21 protein-coding genes are annotated in these 22,622 nt (G+C 61.5%); 20 read left to right on the forward strand and 1 reads right to left on the reverse strand.

Going from position 1 to position 22,622, the window contains the following annotated elements:
- The first annotated feature begins 53 nt into the window (after positions 1–53).
- The 19 genes from Q4481_RS20880 (at position 54) to Q4481_RS20970 (ending at position 20,924) form a co-directional block, all read left to right on the forward strand.
- Positions 54–1,079, forward strand: coding sequence for an ABC transporter permease (locus Q4481_RS20880; protein WP_304378336.1), 1,026 nt, complete (start codon positions 54–56; stop codon positions 1,077–1,079).
- Positions 1,076–1,909, forward strand: a complete 834-nt coding sequence (locus tag Q4481_RS20885; RefSeq protein WP_304378337.1) for an ABC transporter permease — start codon at positions 1,076–1,078, stop codon at positions 1,907–1,909. Before Q4481_RS20880 ends, Q4481_RS20885 begins: the two co-directional genes overlap by 4 nt.
- Positions 1,906–2,796 carry an ABC transporter ATP-binding protein gene (locus tag Q4481_RS20890; RefSeq protein ID WP_304378338.1) on the forward strand — a complete coding sequence of 297 codons (891 nt, stop codon included), beginning with the start codon at positions 1,906–1,908 and terminating at the stop codon, positions 2,794–2,796. Before Q4481_RS20885 ends, Q4481_RS20890 begins: the two co-directional genes overlap by 4 nt.
- Positions 2,793–3,605 carry an ABC transporter ATP-binding protein gene (locus Q4481_RS20895; RefSeq protein WP_304378339.1) on the forward strand — a complete coding sequence of 271 codons (813 nt, stop codon included), beginning with the start codon at positions 2,793–2,795 and terminating at the stop codon, positions 3,603–3,605. The genes Q4481_RS20890 and Q4481_RS20895 overlap by 4 nt, the downstream gene beginning before the upstream one ends.
- A complete protein-coding gene (locus Q4481_RS20900) occupies positions 3,592–4,098 on the forward strand; it encodes a GAF domain-containing protein (protein ID WP_304378340.1) in 507 nt (168 codons plus the stop codon). The genes Q4481_RS20895 and Q4481_RS20900 overlap by 14 nt, the downstream gene beginning before the upstream one ends.
- Entirely contained in the window at positions 4,095–6,170 is a 2,076-nt protein-coding gene (locus Q4481_RS20905; RefSeq protein WP_304378341.1) for a hydantoinase/oxoprolinase family protein, read from the forward strand. Before Q4481_RS20900 ends, Q4481_RS20905 begins: the two co-directional genes overlap by 4 nt.
- A gap of 10 nt (positions 6,171–6,180) precedes the next feature.
- Positions 6,181–7,845 (forward strand): hydantoinase B/oxoprolinase family protein, encoded by a 1,665-nt coding sequence (locus tag Q4481_RS20910; RefSeq protein WP_304378342.1) that lies wholly within the window; start codon positions 6,181–6,183, stop codon positions 7,843–7,845.
- A gap of 86 nt (positions 7,846–7,931) precedes the next feature.
- Positions 7,932–9,035 (forward strand): M24 family metallopeptidase, encoded by a 1,104-nt coding sequence (locus tag Q4481_RS20915; RefSeq protein WP_304378343.1) that lies wholly within the window; start codon positions 7,932–7,934, stop codon positions 9,033–9,035.
- Between the two features lie 183 nt (positions 9,036–9,218).
- Positions 9,219–9,890 carry a hypothetical protein gene (locus tag Q4481_RS20920; protein ID WP_304378344.1) on the forward strand — a complete coding sequence of 224 codons (672 nt, stop codon included), beginning with the start codon at positions 9,219–9,221 and terminating at the stop codon, positions 9,888–9,890.
- Positions 9,891–9,984: 94 nt separating this feature from the next.
- Entirely contained in the window at positions 9,985–11,490 is a 1,506-nt protein-coding gene (locus Q4481_RS20925; protein WP_304378345.1) for an AfsR/SARP family transcriptional regulator, read from the forward strand.
- A gap of 115 nt (positions 11,491–11,605) precedes the next feature.
- On the forward strand, positions 11,606–12,862 hold the full coding sequence (locus Q4481_RS20930) for a cytochrome P450 (protein WP_304378346.1): 1,257 nt from the start codon (positions 11,606–11,608) through the stop codon (positions 12,860–12,862).
- Positions 12,863–12,942: 80 nt separating this feature from the next.
- Complete coding sequence (locus Q4481_RS20935) at positions 12,943–14,025, forward strand: PEP/pyruvate-binding domain-containing protein (RefSeq protein ID WP_304378347.1); 1,083 nt, start codon at positions 12,943–12,945, stop codon at positions 14,023–14,025.
- A 35-nt stretch (positions 14,026–14,060) separates the two neighbouring features.
- Positions 14,061–15,869, forward strand: coding sequence for a PEP-utilizing enzyme (locus Q4481_RS20940; RefSeq protein ID WP_304378348.1), 1,809 nt, complete (start codon positions 14,061–14,063; stop codon positions 15,867–15,869).
- Positions 15,870–15,936: 67 nt separating this feature from the next.
- On the forward strand, positions 15,937–16,539 hold the full coding sequence (locus tag Q4481_RS20945; protein WP_304378349.1) for an HD domain-containing protein: 603 nt from the start codon (positions 15,937–15,939) through the stop codon (positions 16,537–16,539).
- Positions 16,540–16,551: 12 nt separating this feature from the next.
- Positions 16,552–17,994 carry an aldehyde dehydrogenase family protein gene (locus Q4481_RS20950; RefSeq protein WP_304378351.1) on the forward strand — a complete coding sequence of 481 codons (1,443 nt, stop codon included), beginning with the start codon at positions 16,552–16,554 and terminating at the stop codon, positions 17,992–17,994.
- Entirely contained in the window at positions 17,994–18,611 is a 618-nt protein-coding gene (locus tag Q4481_RS20955; RefSeq protein ID WP_304378352.1) for an HD domain-containing protein, read from the forward strand. Before Q4481_RS20950 ends, Q4481_RS20955 begins: the two co-directional genes overlap by 1 nt.
- On the forward strand, positions 18,608–19,369 hold the full coding sequence (locus Q4481_RS20960) for an SDR family NAD(P)-dependent oxidoreductase (RefSeq protein WP_304378353.1): 762 nt from the start codon (positions 18,608–18,610) through the stop codon (positions 19,367–19,369). The genes Q4481_RS20955 and Q4481_RS20960 overlap by 4 nt, the downstream gene beginning before the upstream one ends.
- Before the next feature lie 11 nt (positions 19,370–19,380).
- Positions 19,381–19,698: a 2Fe-2S iron-sulfur cluster-binding protein gene (locus tag Q4481_RS20965; RefSeq protein ID WP_304378354.1), complete on the forward strand. Its 318-nt coding sequence runs from the start codon at positions 19,381–19,383 to the stop codon at positions 19,696–19,698.
- 2 nt (positions 19,699–19,700) lie between these two features.
- Positions 19,701–20,924, forward strand: coding sequence for an NAD(P)/FAD-dependent oxidoreductase (locus tag Q4481_RS20970; RefSeq protein ID WP_304378355.1), 1,224 nt, complete (start codon positions 19,701–19,703; stop codon positions 20,922–20,924).
- A 42-nt stretch (positions 20,925–20,966) separates the two neighbouring features.
- Here Q4481_RS20970 and Q4481_RS20975 read toward each other — a convergent pair whose 3' ends face one another.
- Entirely contained in the window at positions 20,967–21,398 is a 432-nt protein-coding gene (locus Q4481_RS20975) for an Lrp/AsnC family transcriptional regulator (protein WP_304378356.1), read from the reverse strand.
- Between the two features lie 118 nt (positions 21,399–21,516).
- Here Q4481_RS20975 and Q4481_RS20980 point away from each other — a divergent pair, with 118 nt between their 5' ends.
- Positions 21,517–22,620, forward strand: coding sequence for a saccharopine dehydrogenase family protein (locus Q4481_RS20980; protein ID WP_304378357.1), 1,104 nt, complete (start codon positions 21,517–21,519; stop codon positions 22,618–22,620).
- Positions 22,621–22,622: the final 2 nt, after the last annotated feature.

The raw sequence follows: 22,622 nt of genomic DNA on the forward strand, positions 1-22,622 counted from the left end.
TTGTCGGGGGTGGGACGGGGCTTGCCCCCCGCAACCGAGAGAAAGACCTTGAAATGCCCCCTGTCGTCCGCCTCCTTGCGAAGCGGCTTGGGACCTCTCTGATCGTTCTGATCGGGGTATCCCTGCTGATATTCGCCATTGCCCGGGTCATTCCCGGCGATCCGGCCCGCATCGCGCTCGGACCGAACGCCACGGCGGAGGCTGTCGCGGCCCTCAGGGAGCGTCTGCATCTCAACGATTCCTTCTTCGCCCAGTATGGCTATTTCATCGCCGATCTCTTCGGCGGCGATCTTGGTATCTCGCTCTATACCAATCGTCCGGTGATGGACGATATCGCCCAGTTCCTGCCGGCAACGCTGGAGCTGGTGATCGTGTCCGGCATCATGATGGTTCTGTTCGGCCTGCCGCTCGGCGTGCTTTCGGCCCGCTATCGCGGCACCTGGATCGATCATGGCGTCCGCCTCATCACCCTTCTCGGCGTTTCGGCTCCCGGCTTTGTCTGGGCGGTCATCCTGATGCTCGTCTTTGCCTTCTTCCTGCCGATCTTCCCGATCGCCGGCCGCATTGCCGACAGCTATTCCATCCCTTCCGTCAGCGGTTTCCTGCTCATCGATACGCTTCTGGCCGGTAACATGGCCGCCTTTGTCGATGCGCTGCGCCATCTCATCCTGCCGGCCTTTGCGCTCGCGCTTTCGGGCATCGGCCAGGCGGCGCGGCTCGTGCGCTCCAACATGGTCGAGACCTACGACAAGCCCTATATCGAGATGGCGGAAGCCTATGGCTATCCGGCGCGCCGTATCGCCTGGCGCTATGCCTTCCGGCCGTCGCTCATTCCATCGCTCACCATCATCGGGCTCGATTTCGCCGCCATGCTCGGCAATGCCTTCCTGGTGGAAGCCGTCTATGCCTGGCCGGGCCTGTCGCGCTACGGCGTTGCGGTGATCCTGCGCAAGGATCTCAACGCCATCGTCGGCACGGTGCTGATCATTTCCGCCATGTTCCTGCTGGTCAACCTGATCGTCGATCTGCTCGTCTCGGTCATCAACCCGCGCATCCGCCTGTCGCAGAGGGCGTCATGAAGAAAACGCTTCTCATCCTGACCCGCAATCCGCTGTCGCTGATCGGCCTCATCCTCGTGGCGATCGTGGTCCTGTCGGCCATCTTCGCCGACCTGATCACGCCCTTCCCCGAACATGCCGGCGCCGTGGTCGATTTCGCCAATTTCAACAAGGCGCCGGAATGGCCCTATCTGTTCGGCACCGATCTTGTCGGCCGCGATCTCTTCACGCGCGTCATCTATGCCTACCGGATCTCGCTGATCCTTGGCATCGTCGTCTTGGTGATTGCGGTTCCGATCGGCGTGGCGATCGGGCTGGCCGCCGGCTATCTCGGCGGCTGGACCGAATTCGTGCTGATGCGGATCACCGATGTGTTCCTGTCGATCCCGCCGCTCGTGCTCGCGATGTCGATGATGGGCCTGCTCGAACCGACGCTGACCAACGGCATGATCGCGGTCACCGCCATGTGGTGGCCCTGGTACACGCGTCTCGTCTACAACATCGCCCGCTCCGAGAAGGAAGAGGGCTATGTGCTGGCCGCCGAAGTGATCGGTGCCTCGCGCCTGCACATCATGTTCCGTGAGATCCTGCCCAACTGCGTGCCCTCGATCATCACCAAGATGACGCTCGATTTCGGCTTCGTCATCCTCATTGCCTCTTCGCTTTCCTTCCTCGGCCTTGGTGTACAGCCGCCGACGCCCGATCTCGGTTCGATGGTCGCCGAAGGCGCCAAATATCTGCCCGACAGCTGGTGGCTGACCGTGTTTCCGGGCCTCGCCATTCTGATTGCCGTCTTCGGCTTCAACCTGATCGGCGATGCGCTGCGGGAAATCCTGGGGGTCGACCAATGAGCGCACCGACACTTCGCATCGATAATCTGAGGCTCGGCTTCAAGACCTGGTCAGGCATGGTGGAGGTACTGCATGGCATTGCCCTCCATATCCGCCCCGGCGAACGGGTGGCGCTGGTCGGCGAAAGCGGTTCCGGCAAGTCGGTCACTGCCCGCATCGTGCTCGGGCTCTTGCAATCGATCCGCACTGCCCGCATCGACGGCACCGTCGAGTTCGAAGGCATCAATCTGCAATCGCTGAAGCCGAAATCACGCCATGCGCTGCGCGGAACGCGGATGTCGATGATCTTTCAGGATCCGACCTCGTCGCTCAATCCGGTCTATACGATCTTTGACCAGTTCCGCGAGGTGCTGGCGCGTGCCGATGCGGCAATCACCGCCGAACAGGCGCGCGAAAAAGCGATCGTGGCGCTGGCCGATGTGGCGATTTCCGAACCCGAGCGGGTGCTCGATTCCTATGCTTTCCAGCTGTCAGGCGGCATGAACCAGCGCGTGATGATCGCCATGGCGCTTGCCAACAATCCCGCCCTGCTTCTGGCCGACGAGCCGGGCACGGCGCTCGATGTGACCGTGCAGGCGCAGACCCTGAAACTGATGAGCGAGCTTGTTGAAAAGCACCGGACCTCGGTTCTGTTCATCTCGCACAATCTCGGCGTGGTGCGCGAGTTCGCCGATCGGGTCTATGTCATCTACAAGGGCAACATCGTCGAGCAGGGGCCGACGGCCGCACTCTTCGACAATCCGCTCCATCCCTATACGAAGGCCCTGCTTTCGGCGGTGCCGCGCATCACCGGCGGCGGCATCCCCGATCTCGATGAGGACATGGCTGCCTTCCGCGCGCCGCTGGTCGCCCATCCCGGCTATTCCGAACGGGAGCTTCTGGCATGAGCACGCTTCTTTCCGTCTCAAACGTTTCCAAGAGTTTCGAGGTCAATGGCCGCCGCGTGCAGGCGCTCGACAACGTTTCCTTCGATGTCGAAAAGGGCGAGTGCCTGGCGATCGTTGGCGAAAGCGGTTCCGGCAAATCGACCATCGCCAACATCATTCTCGGAATCTATGGCGCCAGCGAAGGTCAATTGCGGTTCAAGGATGAGCCGCTGCCGGCCAAGCGGGTGCTGAAGCATCGCCAGGCGATCCAGCTCGTGCAGCAGAACCCGCTCTCCTCGCTCAATCCTCGTCGTTCGATCGGCGCCTCGCTTCGCCTCGCGCTCGATGTCCACAAGATCGGCGAGCCGTCCGGCCGGGTGAAGAGGACGGGCGAACTGCTCGAAGAGGTCGGGCTGCCGGCGGAATTCCGGACGCGCAATCCCTCGGCGCTGTCCGGTGGTCAGCGCCAGCGCGTGGCGATTGCCCGCGCGCTGGCCTGCCAGTCCGAACTCGTGGTGCTCGACGAGCCGACCTCGGCGCTCGATGTTCTGGTGCAGGCGCGGGTGCTGCGTCTTCTCAAGGACCTCAAGGACAGCCGCGGCCTCACCTACATCTTCATCACGCATGATCTCAGCGTCGTGCGCAACATCGCCGACCGGGTGGCCGTTTTCGAAAAGGGTCGTCTGGTCGAACTCGGCTCGACGGAGGCGATCTTCGCCTCGCCGCAACACGAATACACACGCAGATTGATCGCCGCCGTGCCCGTCGTGGGCCGGGATGAGGCGGAGTTGCGTGCGCGCATCATGGAGGATCGCAATGCAAATGCCTGATTTCCGGACATTCGTCGAGGCTGTCGCCGAGGCGGATGGCCAGCCGCAGAAAGCCTTCGCCGCACTGGAAGCGCTCGTTCGCGACCATGTCGGCGTCAAGCTCTTCACCATCATGACCTCCGACACGGTCAATCGTATTTCCGAGCGGATCTATTCCAACATGCCGGAGGCCTATCCGGTCTCCGGAACCAAGCCCTATAACGAGTCGCGCTGGTCGGAGATCACGCTCAACCAGAAGCGCACCTTCGTCGCCAACACGATCGAGGATATCGCGACCGTTTTCGATGATCACCCGCTGATCCTGTCGCTCGGCTGCCAAAGCGTCATCAATGTGCCGATCATTGCCGATGGCCGTGTCATCGGCACGCTCAACTGCCTGCATGAGAGAGATTTCTACACCGCCGACCGCGTCGAGGCTGCCGAGGCACTGAAACTGCCCGGTCTCGTCTGCATGCTGCTTCACGACAAGTTCAAGGGGGACGACCGAGCATGAGCTCCAAGACAATCCGCGTGGCCACCGATGTCGGCGGCACCTTCACCGACCTCGTCTGCTTCGAAACCGATCTGGCGACCGGCGTGTCGAAGATCATCACCGCCAAGTCGGACACGACGCCGCCGAACTTCGAACAGGGCGTGCTCAACGTTCTCGAAAAGGGTGGCGTCGATCCCAAATCGGTCGATTTCCTTGCCCATGGCACCACGGTCGTCATCAACGCGCTGACCGAACGCAAGGGCGTCAAGGTCGGTCTCATCACCACCGAAGGCTTCCGCGATACGCTCGAAATCGCCCGCGGCAACCGGCCCGACTTCTTCAACCTGCATTATCGCAAGCCCGAACCCTTCGTTCCGCGCTATCTGCGCCGCGAAGTCCCCGGCCGCATGAACTATCATGGCGAGGAAATGGCGCCGCTCGACCTTTCGGGCCTGCCGGCGATCGTCGCCGATTACAAGGCGGACGGGGTTGAGGCGATCGCGATTTCGTTTCTGCATTCCTATGCCAATCCGGCGCACGAACAGGCTGCACTCGCTGAAGTCCATCGCCTGTGGCCCGAAGTGTCGGTGGTGTCCTCCCACCAGATCACCCGCGAATGGCGTGAATATGAGCGCACCAACACGGCGGTGCTCTCGGCCTATGTGCAGCCGGCTGCCGAGCGCTATCTCTCGCGGCTTGCCGGCGGCCTCGGCGAACGCGGCTTTTCCAAGAGCCTCTACATCATGCAGTCCAACTGCGGCGTGGATTCGCTGGAATCGGTCAAGCGCATTCCGATCACCATGGTCGAAAGCGGTCCGGCTTCCGGCTTCTGGGGCGCGGCCGAACTCGGCAAGCTGATCGGCGAGCCGAATGTGCTGGCGCTCGATATCGGCGGCACCACGGCGAAATGCTCGCTGATCGAGGATGGCCAGATCAAGATCATGACCGATTACTGGATCGAGCGCGACCGCACATCGGCCGGCTATCCGATCATGGTTCCGGTGGTCGATCTCGTCGAGATAGGCAATGGTGGCGGTTCGATCGCCTGGGTCGATGATTTCGGCAAATTGCATGTCGGTCCGCAATCGGCCGGCGCCAAGCCGGGCCCGGCCGCCTATGGTCGCGGCGGCACCAATGCGACTACCACCGATGCCAATCTCTGGCTTGGCCGCATCAACCGCGATTACTTCTGCGGTGGCGATGTGGTGGCCGATATGGCCGCGACCGAAAAGGCGCTTGAAGCCGTCGGTGCAAAGCTCGGCGTGTCGACCGATGAGGCTGCGCGCGGCATCATCCGCATTGCCAACAACAACATGGTCAATGCGCTGAAGCTCGTTTCGCTCAATCGCGGCCATGATCCGCGCGAGTTCACCCTCGTCGCTTTCGGCGGCGGCGGCGCCATGCATGCTGCGGCACTCGGGGCCGAACTCGGCGTCAAGAAGGTGGTGATCCCGGCTGGCGCTTCGGTCTTCTCGGCCTGGGGCATGATGATGAGCGACCTGCGTCGCGACTATTTCGTCACCAAGCTCGCCGACCTCAAGCCCGGTGCCGGTGCCGTGATCGAAAGCCTGTTTGCCGAAACCGAAGCGCTGGCGCTCAAGCAGTTCGGCGAGGAAGGCATTGACGCGAGCAAGGTCAAGTTCCTGCGTTACGGCAAGTTCCGCTACCAGAACCAGGAACATACGACCGAGGTGCTGATTGCCGACGTTCCGGTGACCGATGCCAAACTCAGCGAGATCGAGGCGGCGTTCCACGAAGCCTACGAAAAGGAATATACCTACCGGCTCGATGCGCCGGTCGAGATGGTCGGCATGCATCTGGTCGCATCGGCCGAAGTCGGCAAGCTGACCATGCAGGAAAAGCCGCTCGGTTCAAACGATGCCAGCCCGGCGATCAAGGGCAAGCGCGATGTCGACTATGCGCTCGAAGGCGTCCATGCAGCCGATATCTACGACGGCACGAAGCTCGAACCCGGCATGCAGTTCAAGGGTCCGGCGGTGATCGAGGATCCGGGCACCACGGTGGTCATCCATCCGGGCAGCGCGGTTGCAATCGACGGCTACAACAACATTCACATCACGCTTGCAGGCTGAGGAGAGATCCATGACTGAGATTGCAGACGATCCGATCACGCTCGAAATCATCCAGGCCTCGCTGCAGGCGACGGCGGACGAAATGTTCGCGGTTTTCAAGAAGACGGCGATGAGCTCGATCATCTACGAAGTGCTCGACATGGGCACCGGCATTACCGACGGCAAAGGCGCGCTCGCCTCCTCCGGCGCCGGCATTCCCGCCTTCATCGGCGTGCTCGACAAGGCGGTGAAGGTCATCGTCGACAAGTTCGACAAGCCGGGCGATATCGAACCCGGCGATGTGTTTGCCACCAACGACCCCTATTACGGTGGCGTGACCCATCTCAACGACATCGTCATCGCCATGCCGGTGTTTGCCGATGGCCGCATCATCGCCTGGACGGCCAATATCGCCCATAATTCCGATGTCGGCGGCATGGCGCCGGGTTCGCTCACCGGCCTTGCCACGGAAATCTTCCAGGAAGGGCTCCGGCTGCCGGCAATCAAGATCATCTCGAAGGGCGAGCCGATCCGCTCGGTCATGGAGATCATCAAGGTCAATTCGCGCATGCCGGACGTGCTCGAGGGCGATGTCTGGGCGGCGATCGCCTCGGCCCGCATCGGCGCCCGCCGGCTGGTGGAAATCGCCGGCAAATACGGCGTTGCGACCTTCGAACGGGCGATGACGAAGTTCCTCGATTACGGCGAGCAGGTTTCGCTGCGCGAGCTGGCGAAACTGCCGAAAGGCACGTTCGAACTCTCCGAAGAGCAGGATGACGGCCGCATCTTCAACGTCAAGATCCGCATCACCGATACCGAATTCGAGGTCGATCTGCGCGACAATCCGGACCAGTCGAACAATCCGGTCAATACAAGCCGCGACGGCGTGATGGTTTCGGCCCAGATGATTTTCAAGTCGCTGACCGATCCCTATTCGCCGGCCAACGAAGGGTCGTTCCGGCCGATCAAGCTCCTGACGCGCGAAGGTTCGGTCTTCCATGCCAAGGAGCCGGCGCCGATCGGCTTCTATTACGAGATCGAACTCCGGGTTTATGACATCATGTGGCGTTGCCTCGCCCCGCATATGCCCGATCGACTGGCCGCGGGCCATTTCGCTTCCGTTTGCGGCACCTTCATCGGCGGCACCCATCCCGATACCGGTCGCCAGTACACGATCATCGAACCGCAGATCGGCGGCTGGGGCGCGAGCCGCCAGGGCGATGGCAATTCGGCAATCTTCTGCGGCTTCCATGGCGAGACCTACAATTGCCCGGCCGAGATCAACGAGGCACGCAACGGGCTGATCGTCGACCGTATGGAACTCAACATGGAACCGGGTGGCGAAGGCAGGCATACCGGCGGCCGCGGCATCGTGATGGATTACCGCATCCGGGCCGACAATTCGTTCCTCACGGCCGGCTATACCCGCTCGAAGTTCCCGCCATGGGCCGTGGATGGTGCCCGCGAAGGCTCGCCGAACTATGTCAAGGTGATCCGGACCGATGGCAGCGAGGAGGATTACGCCTTCGTCTCCGGTCTTACGGTCAATGCGGGCGACGTGATCCGTGTTATCACCGCCAATGGTGGCGGTCTCGGCGATCCCAAGGACCGCGATCCGGAACTCGTTCATCGCGATATCCGCAACGGCCTGATTTCCGCCGAGCGTGCCGCCGAGATCTACGGCGTCGGCGCCTGATCCATCCTTCCTCCCCGGAGCGATCCCCACCCATCCGGGTGGGGGTCGTTCAAGTTTTGCGAGCCCATTTTTCGAGGAATTCACCGATGTCCGAACAGACCGAACGCCGTCTCAAATCCCTGCGCGAACGCATGAAATCGACAGGAACAGGTCTGGTGGCGATTGCACCCGGCTCGCATATGGACTGGGTGCTCGGCTTTCATCCGCATCCGGACGAACGTCCCTGCCTGTTGCTGATCGGTCCCGAAAAGGAGGCCTTTCTGATGCCGGCGCTCAATGCCGAGGGAACGCGCGAATTCACAGATATCGCCTTCTTCAACTGGTCGGATGCCGAAGGGCCAGCCAGGGCGCTATCTGAAGCGCTTTCCGCCATCGACGCGACGGCGCCGGGTCTGGTGGCGCTCGACGAAACCATGCGCGCCGATTTCGCGCTGCTGCTTCTCGATGCGCTGCCTGGGGATACGCGACGCAGCTTTACACCCGAGACGCTCGGCGGCCTGCGCATGCGCAAGGATGCGGCGGAATATCAGAAACTCAAGATGAATGCGGCGATCGCCGACCGTGCCATGCAGGCCGCCTTTGCCGGTATCAAGCCGGGCATGACCGAAAACCAGGTCGCCGATATCATAAAGGGTCATTTCTCTTCGGAAGGGGCGCAACCACAATTCTGGATCGTCGGCGCGGGTGGCAATGGGGCGTTCCCGCATCATTCGGCGAGCGAGCGGGTGATCGAGGAGGGGGATGCGATCGTCATCGATATTGGCGGCCGCAAGCAGGGCTTCCCCTCCGACATCACCCGCATGGCCGTTGTCGGCATGCCACCCGAAGGCTATGGCGAAATCCATACGATCGTCGATAAGGCCGTGCAGGCGGCGCTCAAGGCAGCGCGGCCCGGCGTGCCGGCTCATGTGGTCGATGATGCGGCACGTGGCGTCATCACCGACGCTGGCTATGGAGAGTACTTCGTCCATCGCACCGGTCATGGCTTGGGGATCGATATCCATGAGCCACCCTATATTACCGCGACATCCGATGTCATCCTCGATGAGGGCATGGTGTTTTCGATCGAGCCCGGGATCTATCTACCCGGCCGGTTCGGTATCCGGCTTGAGGAGATCGTCATCCTGCGGGCCGATGGACCGGAAATCCTCTCCGGCCTGCCGCGCAACGTTCATATCGTTGCAACCTGAGGCCGCCGCGTCGGTCGGCAGTCGTTCGCGCCGGCCGCCAATATTATCCCTATCTTAAGTTTGTTGCGGGCTATGGACTGTCGCAGTACATAAGGCCAGGCGCTGCAGGGGTGCTTCGCCGAAGCAATGAAGCAATATGGAAGCCGGGTCCTAGAATCGTTAGGCCCGGAGATGGGTGGGGCCATGCACGGGATCATCGTACTGGATCGAGACGAACTCGATGTGTTTCTCGATGAGTATCCCGCGGCAAAACTGCCCGAGGGGATCGAAGCAATCACGCTGGTTTTTGATGAGCATTCCGCGCTCGGAAAGATCGTTGAAGGCCGGGCCTGCGATGTTCCGTCGGCGGCCGCGACGCCCTTTGCCCGCATCGATGCCCAGACCGCTCTTCTGTTCGGGCGTTACCTTGCGGGCCTGCGGCGGAGCGCCAAGCCGAGCACAGGATCGGCTCCGGTTGGGGGAGCTGCTTTGCCGGATCACGGTCCGGAACATCTGATCAAGGAAATCCTGTTTGCCTATTTCAAGGCGAACCCATCGGCATTGTCGATTTCAACGGCCGGCTTCAATACATCCCGTTACATCGCGGTGAACCGGGCCTATCTTGATCTTGTCGGCGACGACTGGGACAATCTCGAGCAGCAGGAAATGGTGTCGACCGAGCATGTCGTCGATGACGAAGGCCGTCTCCGGCGCCTCGAGCGACTGATTCAGGCCGGCAGCTATGTCGGTGAGAAGGCAAATGTCCGGCATCTGTCGGGCGAGGTCGTTCCCGTGCGGCTTTCCGCCTGCCGTGTCTTTGCAATCGACCAGCTCTATGATGTCGAGCTTCTCGAACCGCTCGCCGACCCTGAGTGAAATGCATCTTTGTTGCTGTTGACCGGGCCGCCGTTCAGCACCATCTTCGGCTTCAAGTAGTTCCGCTTGATTGAACCACGGGTGGGAGAGGGTCTTGGCTGACGGTCGTGACCGCAATATTGCGATGTTTTCGGCTGGGCTCGAACGCCAGGCGAAAGATCTTACGACCGCTATCGGCCATCTTGCCGATGAGCCGGAAATCCTCGCCGTCTCCGATCATTGGCGCCCTATTCGCCGGAAAGGCAGCCGCGGCAAGGCCGCCGGCCAGCCGTTGCTTTCCTTCCAGGAAGCCGGTTTTCTGGATTCGCCGATTTCCTTCCGCACGGTCTATTCCCGCATTTCCAGCTGGGTCTCGACCGCAGGCAAAGACAAGAGCGGCCGAACCAAGGTGCTCGTGATCGACATGAGCTGGGCGCTGGCCACCAACTCGGCAACAGCCAATTTCGAGACATGGGTGGAGATCGTCGACGTCTTGAGCCGGGAGACCGGGGTGGCCGTTCTATCGCTCTACAATCGCAATCTGATGATCGACGAACAGATGCTGACGGCGCTCAGGGGGCATCCCCGCATTCTGTCGACTGCTGGCATCCGCGAGAACCCGCATTGGCTGCCGCCGATGCTGCTGACCCGAGGGACCCTGCGCCAGCAGGTCGATCACTGGCTTACTGCACTTTCCCCCGATCTTGCGCCCGGAAGCGATGGGGCCCAGATTCATGCGGCGGAAGGTGCCGACCCGATGTGGCTTCTCAGGCGGGCGGCCGAGGAGCCGGCGATTGCCGGGCTTGAGGCCCGTGACCGCTGGAAGATCCGCTGTCTCGGACGATTACGGGTCTATCGCAACAACGGGTCGCAGATCATCTGGGATACGCCGGGCGGGGCAACGCGCAAGACCAAGACCCTGTTTGCCTATCTTCTGCAGAAGGGGGGCGATGGGGCGAGCGCCGACGAGCTGGCCGACCTGCTCTGGCCCGAGGCGGCCAGCGCCGAAGCGGCGCGCAACCGGCTCTATCACACGGTGCGCTATCTGCGCGAAGCACTCGGTCAGGGAGCGGAAAAATCGGGCTCCGGTTATCTGATCCGCGATTCATCGCGTTACGTGCTGGTGCCGCCGGACAAGAGCTGGCTCGACATTTCCACCTTCGAGCAATTGTGCCGCCAGTCGACCACCCACATGAATGCCGGGGCGCCGGACGAAGCGATGATCTGTCTTCAGGCTGCCGACCGGCTCTATACCGGCGATCTCTTCGCCGATATTCCGGCCGAATATGCCGATGACAACGAGCGCGACTGGTGCTGGTCCAAGCGCTACTGGCTCCGGGAAATGTTCTTCAAGGTCCAGCGCAACGCCGCCTCAATCTATCGCCAGCGGCAGGATTATTCCGCCGCCCTCGCCCACTGCCAGAAGGCGCTTGCGATCGATCCACTCTGCGAGATCGCGCACGAAGAGGCGATGCGGATTTTCGCGGCCCAGGGCCGACAGGAAGCGATCGACCGCCAGTTCAAACTCTATATCGACTCGCTTTCGCATTTCGACGATCGTCCGAAAAGTGCAGGACTGAAGGCGACCTATCAGGCGCTGAAGGCGGGAAAGTCGGCCTGACGAAAGCCAAAAACCGCACGAAAACATAGGCCTAAAGACCTAAAGAAAAACCAAAGAAATGCCCCTATTCTGATCATGATCTTTGGCCATGAGGCCTCTGTCATGGGAGGAAACAATGACAGCGACGATGACCGCAGCGCGGACCTGTCCCTATTCGAATGCATCCGCCGATTTCAACCCTTTCGACCTATCAAACCCGTTCCCGTTCTATGAATGGGCGCGTGCGGAAGCCCCGGTCTTCTATTCGGAAGAACTCGGCTACTATGTCGTGACCCGCTATGCCGATGTGAAGGCGACGTTCGAGAACTGGCAGGTCTTCGCCTCCGACAATGCCCAGGCGCCGCTGCGCCCGATGTGCGCGGAAGGCAAGGAAATCATGCGCCAGGGCGGGTTCACCGCCTATTCGGGCCTGTCGGCACGGGTGCCGCCGGATCACACCCGGATCCGCAAGCTCGCCCAGAGCTGCTTCGGGCCGCGTCGTTTCAAATCGATCGAGCCGAAGATCCGTGAAATCGTTACCCGCGCGATCGATGCTTTCGCCGAGCGTGGCAAGGCCAATTTCTTTGCCGAATTCGCCTATGACGTGCCGGCATTGGTGCTCTTCAAGCTTGTCGGTATTCCCGACAGCGACGTGCCGAAGGTCAAGCGCTGGGCCGTCAGCCGCGCGCTTCTGACCTGGGCCGATCTGACCGACGAAGAACAGCTGCCGCATGCCCGCAACATGGTCGAATACTGGAACTACTGCCAGGATCTCGTGCGCGATCGCTACGACAATCCGGCCGACGACCTGCCGGGCGACCTGGTGCGGTTGAAGCAGGAAGGCGCCGATATCACCAACGAGGAGATTGCCGGCGTCCTCTATAGCGTGCTTTTCGCAGGCCATGAGACGACGACGACGCTGATGGCCAATGGCGTTCGCGAACTTATGACCCATCGCAAGAACTGGGACGCGATGGTGGCCGATCCGTCGCTCATCCCGGGCGCTGTCGATGAAATCCTGCGCTTCACCCCCTCGATCGTCACCTGGCGCCGTCGCGCCACCCAGGATACGGAAATCGGCGGCGTGAAGGTTCCGGCCAACTCGAATGTGCTGGTCATCATGGCATCGGCCAACCGCGACGACACGGTGTTCGATCATCCGAACGATTTCGACATCCAGCGTGCCAATGCCCGCAATCATCTGTCGTTCGGCTATGGCATCCATTTTTGCCTCGGCCAGCAGCTTGCCAAGCTCGAATTCTCGATCATGCTCGAGGAACTGACACGGCGTCTGCCGAACATGCGCCTGTCGCCGGACCAGAAGTTCGAGTTTGTCCGCAACATTTCGTTCCGCGTGCCGACGGCACTGCATGTGGAGTGGCCGGTCGCTTAAGAGGAGGCGACCGACCAAACCGGAAGCGAATTGTATAATAAGGGGGTCGGGCAAACGGTACCGACCCCGGGAGAGAGAAAATGTCCACAGCCAACCACAATCACTATATCCTTGCCTTCGACCAGGCCACGGAAGCCGACCATCCTCGCATGGGTGGCAAATGCGCCAGCCTCGCCCGCATGATTGCAGCCGGCGTTTCGGTGCCTTCGGGATTTGCCGTGCTGACCGATGCCTATGGCGAGTTTCTCGAAACGCCGGGTCTTCGTGATGACCTTGCCGCCATGATCGCCAGCATCGATGTCGACAATGTCGCTGACGAAGCGCTGAAGGCCGCCGCGATCCGCGAGCGGATCTGCTCGACGCCGCTGCCGGCCCATATCGAAACCGCCATCCGCGCTGCCTATCTCGAAATGTCGCCGGACAATGACCTGCCGGTTGCGGTGCGATCCTCGGCAACGGCGGAAGATCTGCCGGATGCCTCCTTTGCCGGCCAGCAGGATACCTATCTCTGGGTGACCGGCGCCGATGATGTCGTGACCCAGGTTCGCGCCTGCTGGGCGAGCCTCTTCAACGCGCGGGCCATTTCCTATCGCGTCAAGAACAAGCTCGGCCAGCTCGATGTGCTGATGAGCGTCGCCGTGCAGAAGATGGTCAACGCCAAGGCCGCGGGTGTTGCGATGACGCTCGATCCGATCAATGGCGACCGCACCAAGATCGTCATCGACTCCGCCTTCGGTCTCGGTGAGCCGGTGGTTTCCGGTGAAATCACGCCCGACAATTTCGTGGTCGAGAAGGTGATGATGCAGGTCACGAAACGCCGCATCGTCGAAAAGGATCATGAGTTGGTTGCAGACCGTGCGCTGCGCAAGACCGTCGATCGCGTCATCGAGCCGGAACGCCGCACGCTGCCTTCGCTGACGGATGCCCAGGTGATCGAGGTGGCGCAACTCGCTAAGTCGCTCGAACGCAAAATGGGCTGCCCGCAGGACGTGGAATGGGCGATCGACGCCGACCTGCCGGACGGCGAAAACCTCGTGGCCCTGCAGAGCCGGCCGGAAACGGTCTGGAGCCAGAAGAAGGCGCCATCCGCATCCAAGACCTATTCGATGGGCATCGAAGGCGTTCTCGGAACGCTGCTTTCGCCCTTGACGGCCAAGAACTGACGACAATTTCACACGGTATTCAGGAGGAGAGATCCGTGACCAGCCATATGAAATTCCCAAGTCCCTATTCGCTCAAGGCCCCTGAGGGTGCTGAAGGTTGGGAGGACCTTTACCCCTATTACCTGCTGTTCAACGACAAGGTCCGCGACAAGGAGGAGGCCAAGTTCTGGTTCTGCGATTCCCAGCATTGGCCAAGCCCGTTCAAGCCGTTCGATACCGTCACCGTCGAATTCGCCGTCAAGTGTCTGGGCCAGTACAATACCCGGCACTATCTGATCCCGCCGGCCAACGGCGTCGATTACCGCATCCACAATGGCTATTGCTACATGAGCCCGCTGGCGGTCCCGCCCGACCAGATTGCCGGCCGCGTGCCGCATTTCATGGAGCGGGCCGGCCACTATTTCCAGAACTGGGATGCGCTGCTCGACAACTGGATGAAGAAAGTTCGCGCCAACATCGCGGACATGGAAGCGCTGACATTCGAACCGCTTCCGGATGTGGTGCCGCTCGACTGGATCAAGGACGGCGTCGGCCTCGACAATACCTACCAGATGATGGAGACCTATGACCGGGCGATCCAGCTTCTCTACAAGACCTGGCAGTATCACTTCGAGTTCCTGAATCTCGGCTATGCCGCCTATCTCGATTTCTTCGGCTTCCTCAAGGAACAGTTCCCCACCATTCCCGACCAGGCGATCGCCAAGATGGTTCAGGGCGTGGATGTTGATCTCTTCCGGCCGGATGACGAGCTGAAGAAACTCGCAAAACTTGCCGTCAGGCTCGGCGTTGCCGATGCGCTGAAGAGTGGAACGGTGGAAGAGGCTCTGGCGAATGTCGCCGCTGCCGCCAACGGCAAGGAATGGCTGGATGCCTGGACCGAAGCCCAGGACCCCTGGTTCAACTTCACCTCCGGCAACGGCTTCTATTCCACCGACAAATACTGGAACGAAAACCTCGATATTCCCCTCGGCTATATCCGCGACTATATCGGCAAGCTCGAAAAGGGCGAGGAAATCGACCGGCCGACCGCCAAGATCGCCAAGGAACGTGACCGGATCACAGCCGAATATGCCGAGCTTCTGCCGGAAGAGCTGCGGCCGGTGTTCGAAGGCAAGCTTGGACTCGCCCGCACCGTGTTCCCCTATGTCGAAAACCACAACTTCTACATCGAACATTGGTCGATGGGTGTGTTCTGGCGCAAGATGCGCCAGTTGAGCGCTGTCCTGCATCAGGCCGGCTTCTGGGAGAATGCCGACGACATGTTCTTCCTCAACCGCCAGGAAGTGCGCGATGCGCTGTTCGATTACGGCAATGCCTGGGGTGTCGGCGGCGAACCGATCGGCCCGGTCTACTGGCCGGAGGTGATTGCCAAGCGCAAGGCAATCCTTTCGGCACTCGCCACCCAGCCGCCGCAGCCGGCGCTCAACAACCCGCCGGACGTCATAACCGAGCCTTTCACGATCATGCTCTGGGGCATCACCTCGGAATCGATCGCCCGCTGGCTCGATGGCGGCAAGGACAAGTCCAAGCTGGTCGGTATGGCTGCCTCCCCCGGTATCGCCGAAGGTCGCGCCCGCGTGATCCGTTCGGCGGATGAACTGGGGCTTATCGAGGAAGGCGAAATCCTGGTCACACCTGTCACAGCCCCGTCCTGGGCGCCGGTGTTCGGCAAGATCCGGGCGACGGTGACCGACATCGGCGGCATGATGAGCCATGCGGCGATCGTCTGCCGTGAATATGGACTTCCAGCCGTCACCGGCACCGGCAACGCATCCTCGACCATCAAGACCGGACAGATGCTCCGGGTCGATGGTGCCACGGGTGAAGTCCAGATTCTCTCCTGAGGCCAGCTTATCCCTGCGGGCCGGTACCAAGCCGGCCCGCAACGACCACGATTGCGAGGACGAACCCGTGAACATTTCCCTCAAGACCGGCCGTTACGATGCCGTCTGGCGCGCTTCCGAACCCTATATGCGGGCGCGCAAGAACGATGTGCATATACCGCTTTCCTATGCCTTCGCCCGCAAGCTTCTGGATCACTATCCGGAAGCCGATGAGGACATCGTATCGCTCGCCATCCTGTTGCATGACATCGGCTGGTGGTCGATCGACGAGACCGACATTTTCGAAAAGGGTTTCGGTCCCAACATGATGCAGTCGGATGTCCGGTTCCTGCATGAAAGCGAAGGCGTGCGCCTGTCGCGCGAGGTGCTGGAAAAGACCGGCTGGCCGGAAGCTGTCATCGTTGCCGTCGGCGAGATTATCGATGGGCATGATACGCGACCGGACCCTCGCAGCCTCAACGACCGGCTGGTGCGCGATGCCGACAAGCTCTGGCGTTTCACGGTGACCGGCGTTTCGGTGGCATGCGACTGGTTCAAGATGAACCCGCACCAATATGCCGATCGGCTCGAAAAGACCGGACTGTCGCAACTCGAAACCGAAGCCGGCTTGAAAATGGCGACCGAGGAACTGGCGATTACCCGCCAGGCCCTGATGCTTCACCTCATCTGAGCGGACGACACAATGGATATGTTCATCGACGGCGGCTTCGTTGCGGCGCAGGCCGGTTTGCGCCAGAACGTCATCAACCCCACCACCGGTGCGGTCATCGACACGGTGCCGACCGGAGATGCGGCCGATGCGGAAATTGCCATTGCTGCTGCAGCGCGCGCTTTCGAAACATGGAAGCGGACACCAGTCGCTGAACGGGCCCGCCTGCAGAAGGCAGCCGCTGCCCTGATGCGGGCCGAAGCACCGGCAATCGGCCGCACGTTGACGCTCGAACTCGGCCGGCCGCTCGCCGCGGCGATCACCGAAATCGAACGTTCGGCCGATCTTCTCGATGTCTATGCGGAGGAAGGGCTGCGGCTGGTCGCCGAAATGCCGATCACTTCGGTTGCCGGCGAGAAGATGCTGGTGACCCGCGAGCCGGTGGGCGTGGTCGTTGCGATCACGCCGTTCAACTATCCGATCACGCTTCTGACCTTCAAGCTCGGCGCCGCCCTGATTGCTGGCTGCACCATGGTGGCAAAACCCGCCGAGGATACGCCGCTTTCCACTCTGATGCTGGCCGAGCTTTTTCACCGGGCCGGTTATCCGAACGGCGTCTTCAACGTCGTCACCGGGCGCGGTTCCGGCATCGGCAAGGCGATGATCGAACATCCGGTGCCGCGCAAGATTGCGTTTACCGGTGGAACGGCCGCCGGCAAGGCCATTGCCGCCGCCGCCGTACAGACCATGAAGCGGCTCACGCTCGAACTCGGGGGACAGAGCCCGGCCATCGTCTGTTCGGATGCCGATCTCGAAGTCGCAAGTGCGGCCATCGCCCGCCATGCTTTCGCCAATTCCGGCCAGTTCTGCTACCGCGTCAACCGCTGCTATGTCGAGCGGCCGGTCTATGAGGATTTCCTGACCCGATTGAAGGCCCATGTCGACCGGCTCAAGGTCGGCGACGGGCTTGATGCTTCCTGCGCCATGGGGCCGCTTGTCAACGAGAAGATCTATCGCAATTCCGAGCGCCAGAGCGACGATGCCCGCGCGAAGGGTGCTCGCATCCTCACCGGCGGCGAAAGGCTCACCGGCGGGCTCTACGACAAGGGCTGGTTCTTCCCACCGACGCTGATTGCTGATGCCGATCATTCGATGCTGGTCATGACCGAGGAAACCTTCGGGCCGGTGCTCGGTATCATGCCGTTTGATGATCGCCGCGAGGCGCTTCGCCTCGCCAACCAGACCCGCTATGGGCTGGCAGGGTTCGTTTTCTCGCAGAACCTCGCCACGGCGCTGACCATGGCCGAACAGATCGAGGCCGGTTCGGTCTGGGTCAACAATATCCACCGTTCGAGCCACACGATGCCCTTCGGCGGCATGAAGGAAAGCGGTTTCGGGCGCGAGAAGGGCCGCTACGGCATCGAGGCCTATCTTGAATACAAGAGCATCTATCTCTCCTATGCGGAGGGCCTGTGATGTCCGGCGCGCTTCTGCCACGCGATATCGCGACCTGGTGTGCCGCCCGCCCCTATCTCGATGTGCGGTCGAACGACGAACATACGCTGATCTCCTACCGGCTGGCGCGGGCGCTCCTGAGGCTGCGTCCCGAGGTCGACGAGGCGACGGTGCTGACGGCCATCCTCTTCCATGATGTCGGCTGGAAGGCGATCCCGGCCGACAAGCTTGTCGATTCCGTCGGGCCGAAACCGAAATATCCCGAGCTTCAGCGCGTGCATGAAATCGAAGGCGTAGCGATTGCGCGGCCACATCTCCAGGCGCTTGCCGTTCCCGGCGTCGATGTCGAAACGGTTCTCGCCATCATCGACGGGCATGACACGCGCAAGCAGGCGATTTCGCCCGAGGACGAGATCGTTAAGGAAGCCGACAAGCTGTGGCGGTTCACCAGCCACGGTGTGAAGACCATCTGCGGTTGGTTCGGCACCCCACCCAAGGAAACGGTCGCGATGCTTGAGGATTTCGTGCTGCCGCAGATGCTGACCAAGGATGGACGCGCCATGGCCGAAGCGCTGGTGGCGCAGGGCCAGGCCATGGCCTGGCTGGATGACATGATGCACGTGGAGGCAATGCGATGACGGATAATCGGTTTTCAGGCAAGACGGTGATCATCACCGGCGCGGGCGGCGGTCTCGGTCGCACCTTTGCGCTTGCCTTCGCTGCTGCCGGCGCCAATGTCGTGGCAGCCGATATCAACCGGGCCGGCGCCGAAGAGACGGCGGCGATGATCAATGCCGAAGGCGGGGCCGCCATCGGTGTGGCTGTCGATGTGACGGACCGCGCCTCGCTCGATGCCCTCGTTGCGGCGGCAACCGGCTGGCAGGGCCGCATCGATGTTCTCGTCAACAATGCCGCCATCTATGCCGGACTTCAGCGGCGCGGATTTGAGGACATTCCGGATGCCGAATGGGATCGTGTGATGGCCGTCAACGTCAAGGGTGCCTGGCTCGCGACCCGTGCCGTGGCTCCGACCATGCGGGCGCAGAAATCCGGGGCGGTGGTCAATGTCTCTTCGGCAACCGTCATGAGCGGATCGCCCGAATGGCTGCACTATGTCTCCTCCAAAGGCGCGATCATTGCCATGACACGTGCGCTCGCCCGCGAGCTCGGCGGCGATAACATTACCGTCAACGCCATCGCGCCGGGTTTCACCCTCACCGAAGCAAGCCTTGGCCTGATGGAAAACGCCGCCGAATATGGCGTCAATCGCGGCGCCCTCAAGCGGGCCTCGACGCCGGAGGACATGGCCGGCGCGGTGTTGTTCCTGGCATCGAGCGACGCCGCTTTCGTGACCGGCCAGACCCTGATTGTTGATGGCGGCCGTCAATTTCTCTGAAGGACAGACTGATGAGCAGTGTGATTTTTGTCGAGCGCGACGGCTCCCGTCGCGTTGTGGAATTTGCTGACGGCGAAAGCCTGATGCAGGCCGGAACCCGGGCCGGCGTTGATGGCATCATCGGCGAATGTGGTGGCTCCTGCATGTGCGCAACCTGCCATGTCTATGTCGCGGAAGATGATGACGGAAAGCTTCCCGAACCGGACTCCATGGAAGCCGACGCGCTGGAATTCACGGCGCTCAATGTTCGTCCCACCAGCCGGCTGGGCTGCCAGGTCAAGCTCTCTGCGGCCCTTGACGGTTTGACCGTCACCGTCGCGGAGGCGTGACCATGGAGCCGGGCGTCGTCATTCTCGGTGCCGGCCATGGCGGCAGCCAGGCTGGTTTCAGCCTGCGGCAGGAAGGCTATGAGGGGCCGGTTCATCTGGTCAGCGACGAGCCGGACCTGCCCTATCACAAGCCGCCCTTGTCAAAGGCCTATTTGAAGGACCCTGCCCAGGAGCCGCAGATCCTGCGGGCGGAGAAGGCCTATGCGGATAGCCGGATCGATCTCCTGTTCGGGCGGCGGGTGGCGGCGATCGATCCGGTCGCGCATCGGCTGACATTCGTGGACGGTTCGGCACTCTCCTATTCGCATCTGGTGATCGCCACCGGTGCGGAAAACCGTCGCCTCTCCCTGCCCGGTCACGATCTTGATGGTATCCATTCCATTCGCAACCGGGCCGATGCCGAAGCGTTGCGGCTGGCCATGGATAGAGCCTCGGACATCGTGGTGATCGGCGGTGGCTTCATCGGCCTTGAAGCAGCGGCCACTTTCGCCGGGCTCGGCAAGCGCGTGACGGTTATCGAAATGGCACCCGCCATTCTCGGCCGGGCGGTGTCGCCAGTGGTTTCGGCCCATGTCGACCGGCAATATCGCGCCCTCGGTATCGAAATCCTCACCCGTACCGCAATTGCGGCACTCGAGGGCGAAGGGGGCCGCGTGAAATCGGTGCGGCTTTCCGATGGTCGTGCGATTGAAGCCGATCTGGTCCTGGTCGGTATCGGCGCCCTTCCCAATGACGGGTTGGCACGCGATGCCGGGCTTGCCGTCGACAATGGCATTATCGTCGATGCGGAACTGCGGACCTCCGATCCGGCAATCTTCGCGATCGGTGATGTCGCCAACTATCCACATGCGCAGGCCGGTCGGCGAGTCCGGCTGGAATCGGTGCAGAATGCCTCCGATCAGGCCAAGCATGTCGCCAAGATCATCATGGGGAAAGAACCGGGACCCTATAGCGAAACGCCCTGGTTCTGGTCCGATCAGGGACCGATGAAGCTGCAGATGGCGGGCCTTTCCTTTTCTCCGGACCGGTTTCTCACCGTCGGCGATCCGGAAGCCGGCGCGTTTTCGGTCTATCATTTTGCGGAAGGACGGCTGATCGCCGTCGATAGCGTCAACCGACCCGCCGACCACATGCTGGCGCGGCGTCTGCTGGCAAAGGGAATGACGCCGTCCGATGCCGATCTCCTGGCCGGACCAGATCGCCTCAAGGCCTTGCTGTCTGCCTGATCGATGCCTTCTCGCCGGTCCGAAAAGGACAGGCTTTGGCCATCAACGGCTGATCCGGGTCGAAAGAATGATCGAGGACAGGGTGCGTTCCACCCCGTCGATTTCGCCGATCCGGTCGATGACGAGGTCGAGATCGCCGATCGAATCCGCCGTCACGATCGCAATCAGATCGAACGTCCCGCTTACCGAATGGAGCGAGCGCACGTTGGCCAGCGCATGCAGATCCTGGGTGACGCGGGAGAGCGCTTTCGGCGCCAGTTGAATGGAAACATGTGCGCGGACGAGGTTCTTCTCGAACGCATCGGTCAGCCGGACGCCGTAACCGGCGATCACGCCTTCCCGTTCCAGTTTTTCGATGCGCGATTGCACAGTGGTGCGCGACAGGCCGAGCTTGCGGGCCAACAGCGCCGTCGGCATGCGGGCATTCTCGCTCAGGAGCGCCAGCAAATCCTTGTCTTTCTCCGATATCGGCATTCTGCTCTCCATTGTCGGCAATATGATTAAACGGATGATGCGGAATTATCAATCTGGCGCTGTGAATCAACAGCCATCCTGGCGATAATCAATTCACAACACCATGCGGGGAACCAATATGAAAAAGATTGCTGTCATCGGCGCCGGAAAGATCGGTGCGACCATTGCAAGAATGCTGGCCGAGACCGGCGATTACCATGTGACCGTGGCGGATCGCAGCGCGGCACAACTGGCGTCCGTGGCCCGCCCGGGCCGGATCGACACGGCGGAAATCGATATCGAAAATAGAGATGCGCTCGGTGCTTTCCTTTCCGGCAAGTTTGCGGTGCTGAGTGCGGCTCCCTTCCATCTGACGGTCCCGATTGCCGAAGCCGCAGCATCGGCGGGCGTCCATTATCTCGATCTGACCGAAGATGTCCGCTCCACCCAGCAGGTCCGCGCGCTCGCGGAGACGGCCAGCACCGCCTTCATTCCGCAATGTGGTCTTGCCCCCGGCTTCATCTCGATCGTTGCCCATGATCTCGCCCGCCATTTCGATGCGCTCGACAGCGTGCGCATGCGGGTCGGTGCGCTGCCGCAATATCCGTCCAACGCGCTCAACTACAATCTCACCTGGAGCACCGACGGCGTCATCAACGAGTATATCGAACCCTGCGAGGCGATCGTCGAGGGCCGGCTGGTCAAGGTGCCGGCGATGGAAGAACGCGAGGAATTCTCGCTCGACGGCGTTACCTACGAGGCCTTCAATACGTCGGGCGGTCTTGGCACTTTGTGCGAAACGCTCGAAGGCAAGGTGCGGACGCTGAACTACCGCACCATCCGCTACCCGGGTCATGCGGCGATCATGAAGGCGCTGCTCAACGATCTCGGCCTCAGGAACCGGCGCGAGGTTCTGAAAGATATTCTCGAAAACTCACTGCCCGCTACCATGCAGGATGTCGTCATCATCTTCGTGACCGTATCGGGCCGCAAGGATGGACGACTGTTGCAGGAAACCTATGCCAACAAGGTCTATGCCGCACCGGTTGCCGGCCAGATGATGAGCGCGATCCAGATCACCACGGCTGCCTCGATCTGCGCCGTGCTCGACATGCTGGCCACGGGCAACCTGCCGCAGAAGGGCTTCGTGCGGCAGGAGGATATCAGCCTCGACACATTCCTCGCCAACCGTTTCGGTGCCCATTACCGGCAGAAGTCGGAGCTCGGGCGTCTGGCAAGCTGATT

This window comes from Fluviirhizobium alvei (genome assembly GCF_030551875.1).
In the GTDB taxonomy this organism is placed as follows: Bacteria; Pseudomonadota; Alphaproteobacteria; order Rhizobiales; family Rhizobiaceae; genus Rhizobium_E; species Rhizobium_E alvei.

Excerpts from the sequence above, each read along its gene's own strand:
- Q4481_RS20895 (WP_304378339.1), top strand. The coding sequence starts at position 2,793 with ATGAGCACGCTTCTTTCCGTCTCAAACGTTTCCAAGAGTTTCGAGGTC.
- Q4481_RS20885 (WP_304378337.1), top strand. The coding sequence starts at position 1,076 with ATGAAGAAAACGCTTCTCATCCTGACCCGCAATCCGCTGTCGCTGATC.
- Q4481_RS20920 (WP_304378344.1), top strand. The coding sequence starts at position 9,219 with ATGCACGGGATCATCGTACTGGATCGAGACGAACTCGATGTGTTTCTC.
- Q4481_RS20915 (WP_304378343.1), top strand. The coding sequence starts at position 7,932 with ATGTCCGAACAGACCGAACGCCGTCTCAAATCCCTGCGCGAACGCATG.
- Q4481_RS20950 (WP_304378351.1), top strand. The coding sequence starts at position 16,552 with ATGGATATGTTCATCGACGGCGGCTTCGTTGCGGCGCAGGCCGGTTTG.
- Q4481_RS20900 (WP_304378340.1), top strand. The coding sequence starts at position 3,592 with ATGCAAATGCCTGATTTCCGGACATTCGTCGAGGCTGTCGCCGAGGCG.
- Q4481_RS20970 (WP_304378355.1), top strand. The coding sequence starts at position 19,701 with ATGGAGCCGGGCGTCGTCATTCTCGGTGCCGGCCATGGCGGCAGCCAG.
- Q4481_RS20980 (WP_304378357.1), top strand. The coding sequence starts at position 21,517 with ATGAAAAAGATTGCTGTCATCGGCGCCGGAAAGATCGGTGCGACCATT.
- Q4481_RS20930 (WP_304378346.1), top strand. The coding sequence starts at position 11,606 with ATGACAGCGACGATGACCGCAGCGCGGACCTGTCCCTATTCGAATGCA.
- Q4481_RS20975 (WP_304378356.1), bottom strand. The coding sequence starts at position 21,398 with ATGCCGATATCGGAGAAAGACAAGGATTTGCTGGCGCTCCTGAGCGAG.
- Q4481_RS20965 (WP_304378354.1), top strand. The coding sequence starts at position 19,381 with ATGAGCAGTGTGATTTTTGTCGAGCGCGACGGCTCCCGTCGCGTTGTG.
- Q4481_RS20880 (WP_304378336.1), top strand. The coding sequence starts at position 54 with ATGCCCCCTGTCGTCCGCCTCCTTGCGAAGCGGCTTGGGACCTCTCTG.
- Q4481_RS20905 (WP_304378341.1), top strand. The coding sequence starts at position 4,095 with ATGAGCTCCAAGACAATCCGCGTGGCCACCGATGTCGGCGGCACCTTC.
- Q4481_RS20935 (WP_304378347.1), top strand. The coding sequence starts at position 12,943 with ATGTCCACAGCCAACCACAATCACTATATCCTTGCCTTCGACCAGGCC.
- Q4481_RS20960 (WP_304378353.1), top strand. The coding sequence starts at position 18,608 with ATGACGGATAATCGGTTTTCAGGCAAGACGGTGATCATCACCGGCGCG.
- Q4481_RS20910 (WP_304378342.1), top strand. The coding sequence starts at position 6,181 with ATGACTGAGATTGCAGACGATCCGATCACGCTCGAAATCATCCAGGCC.
- Q4481_RS20890 (WP_304378338.1), top strand. The coding sequence starts at position 1,906 with ATGAGCGCACCGACACTTCGCATCGATAATCTGAGGCTCGGCTTCAAG.
- Q4481_RS20955 (WP_304378352.1), top strand. The coding sequence starts at position 17,994 with ATGTCCGGCGCGCTTCTGCCACGCGATATCGCGACCTGGTGTGCCGCC.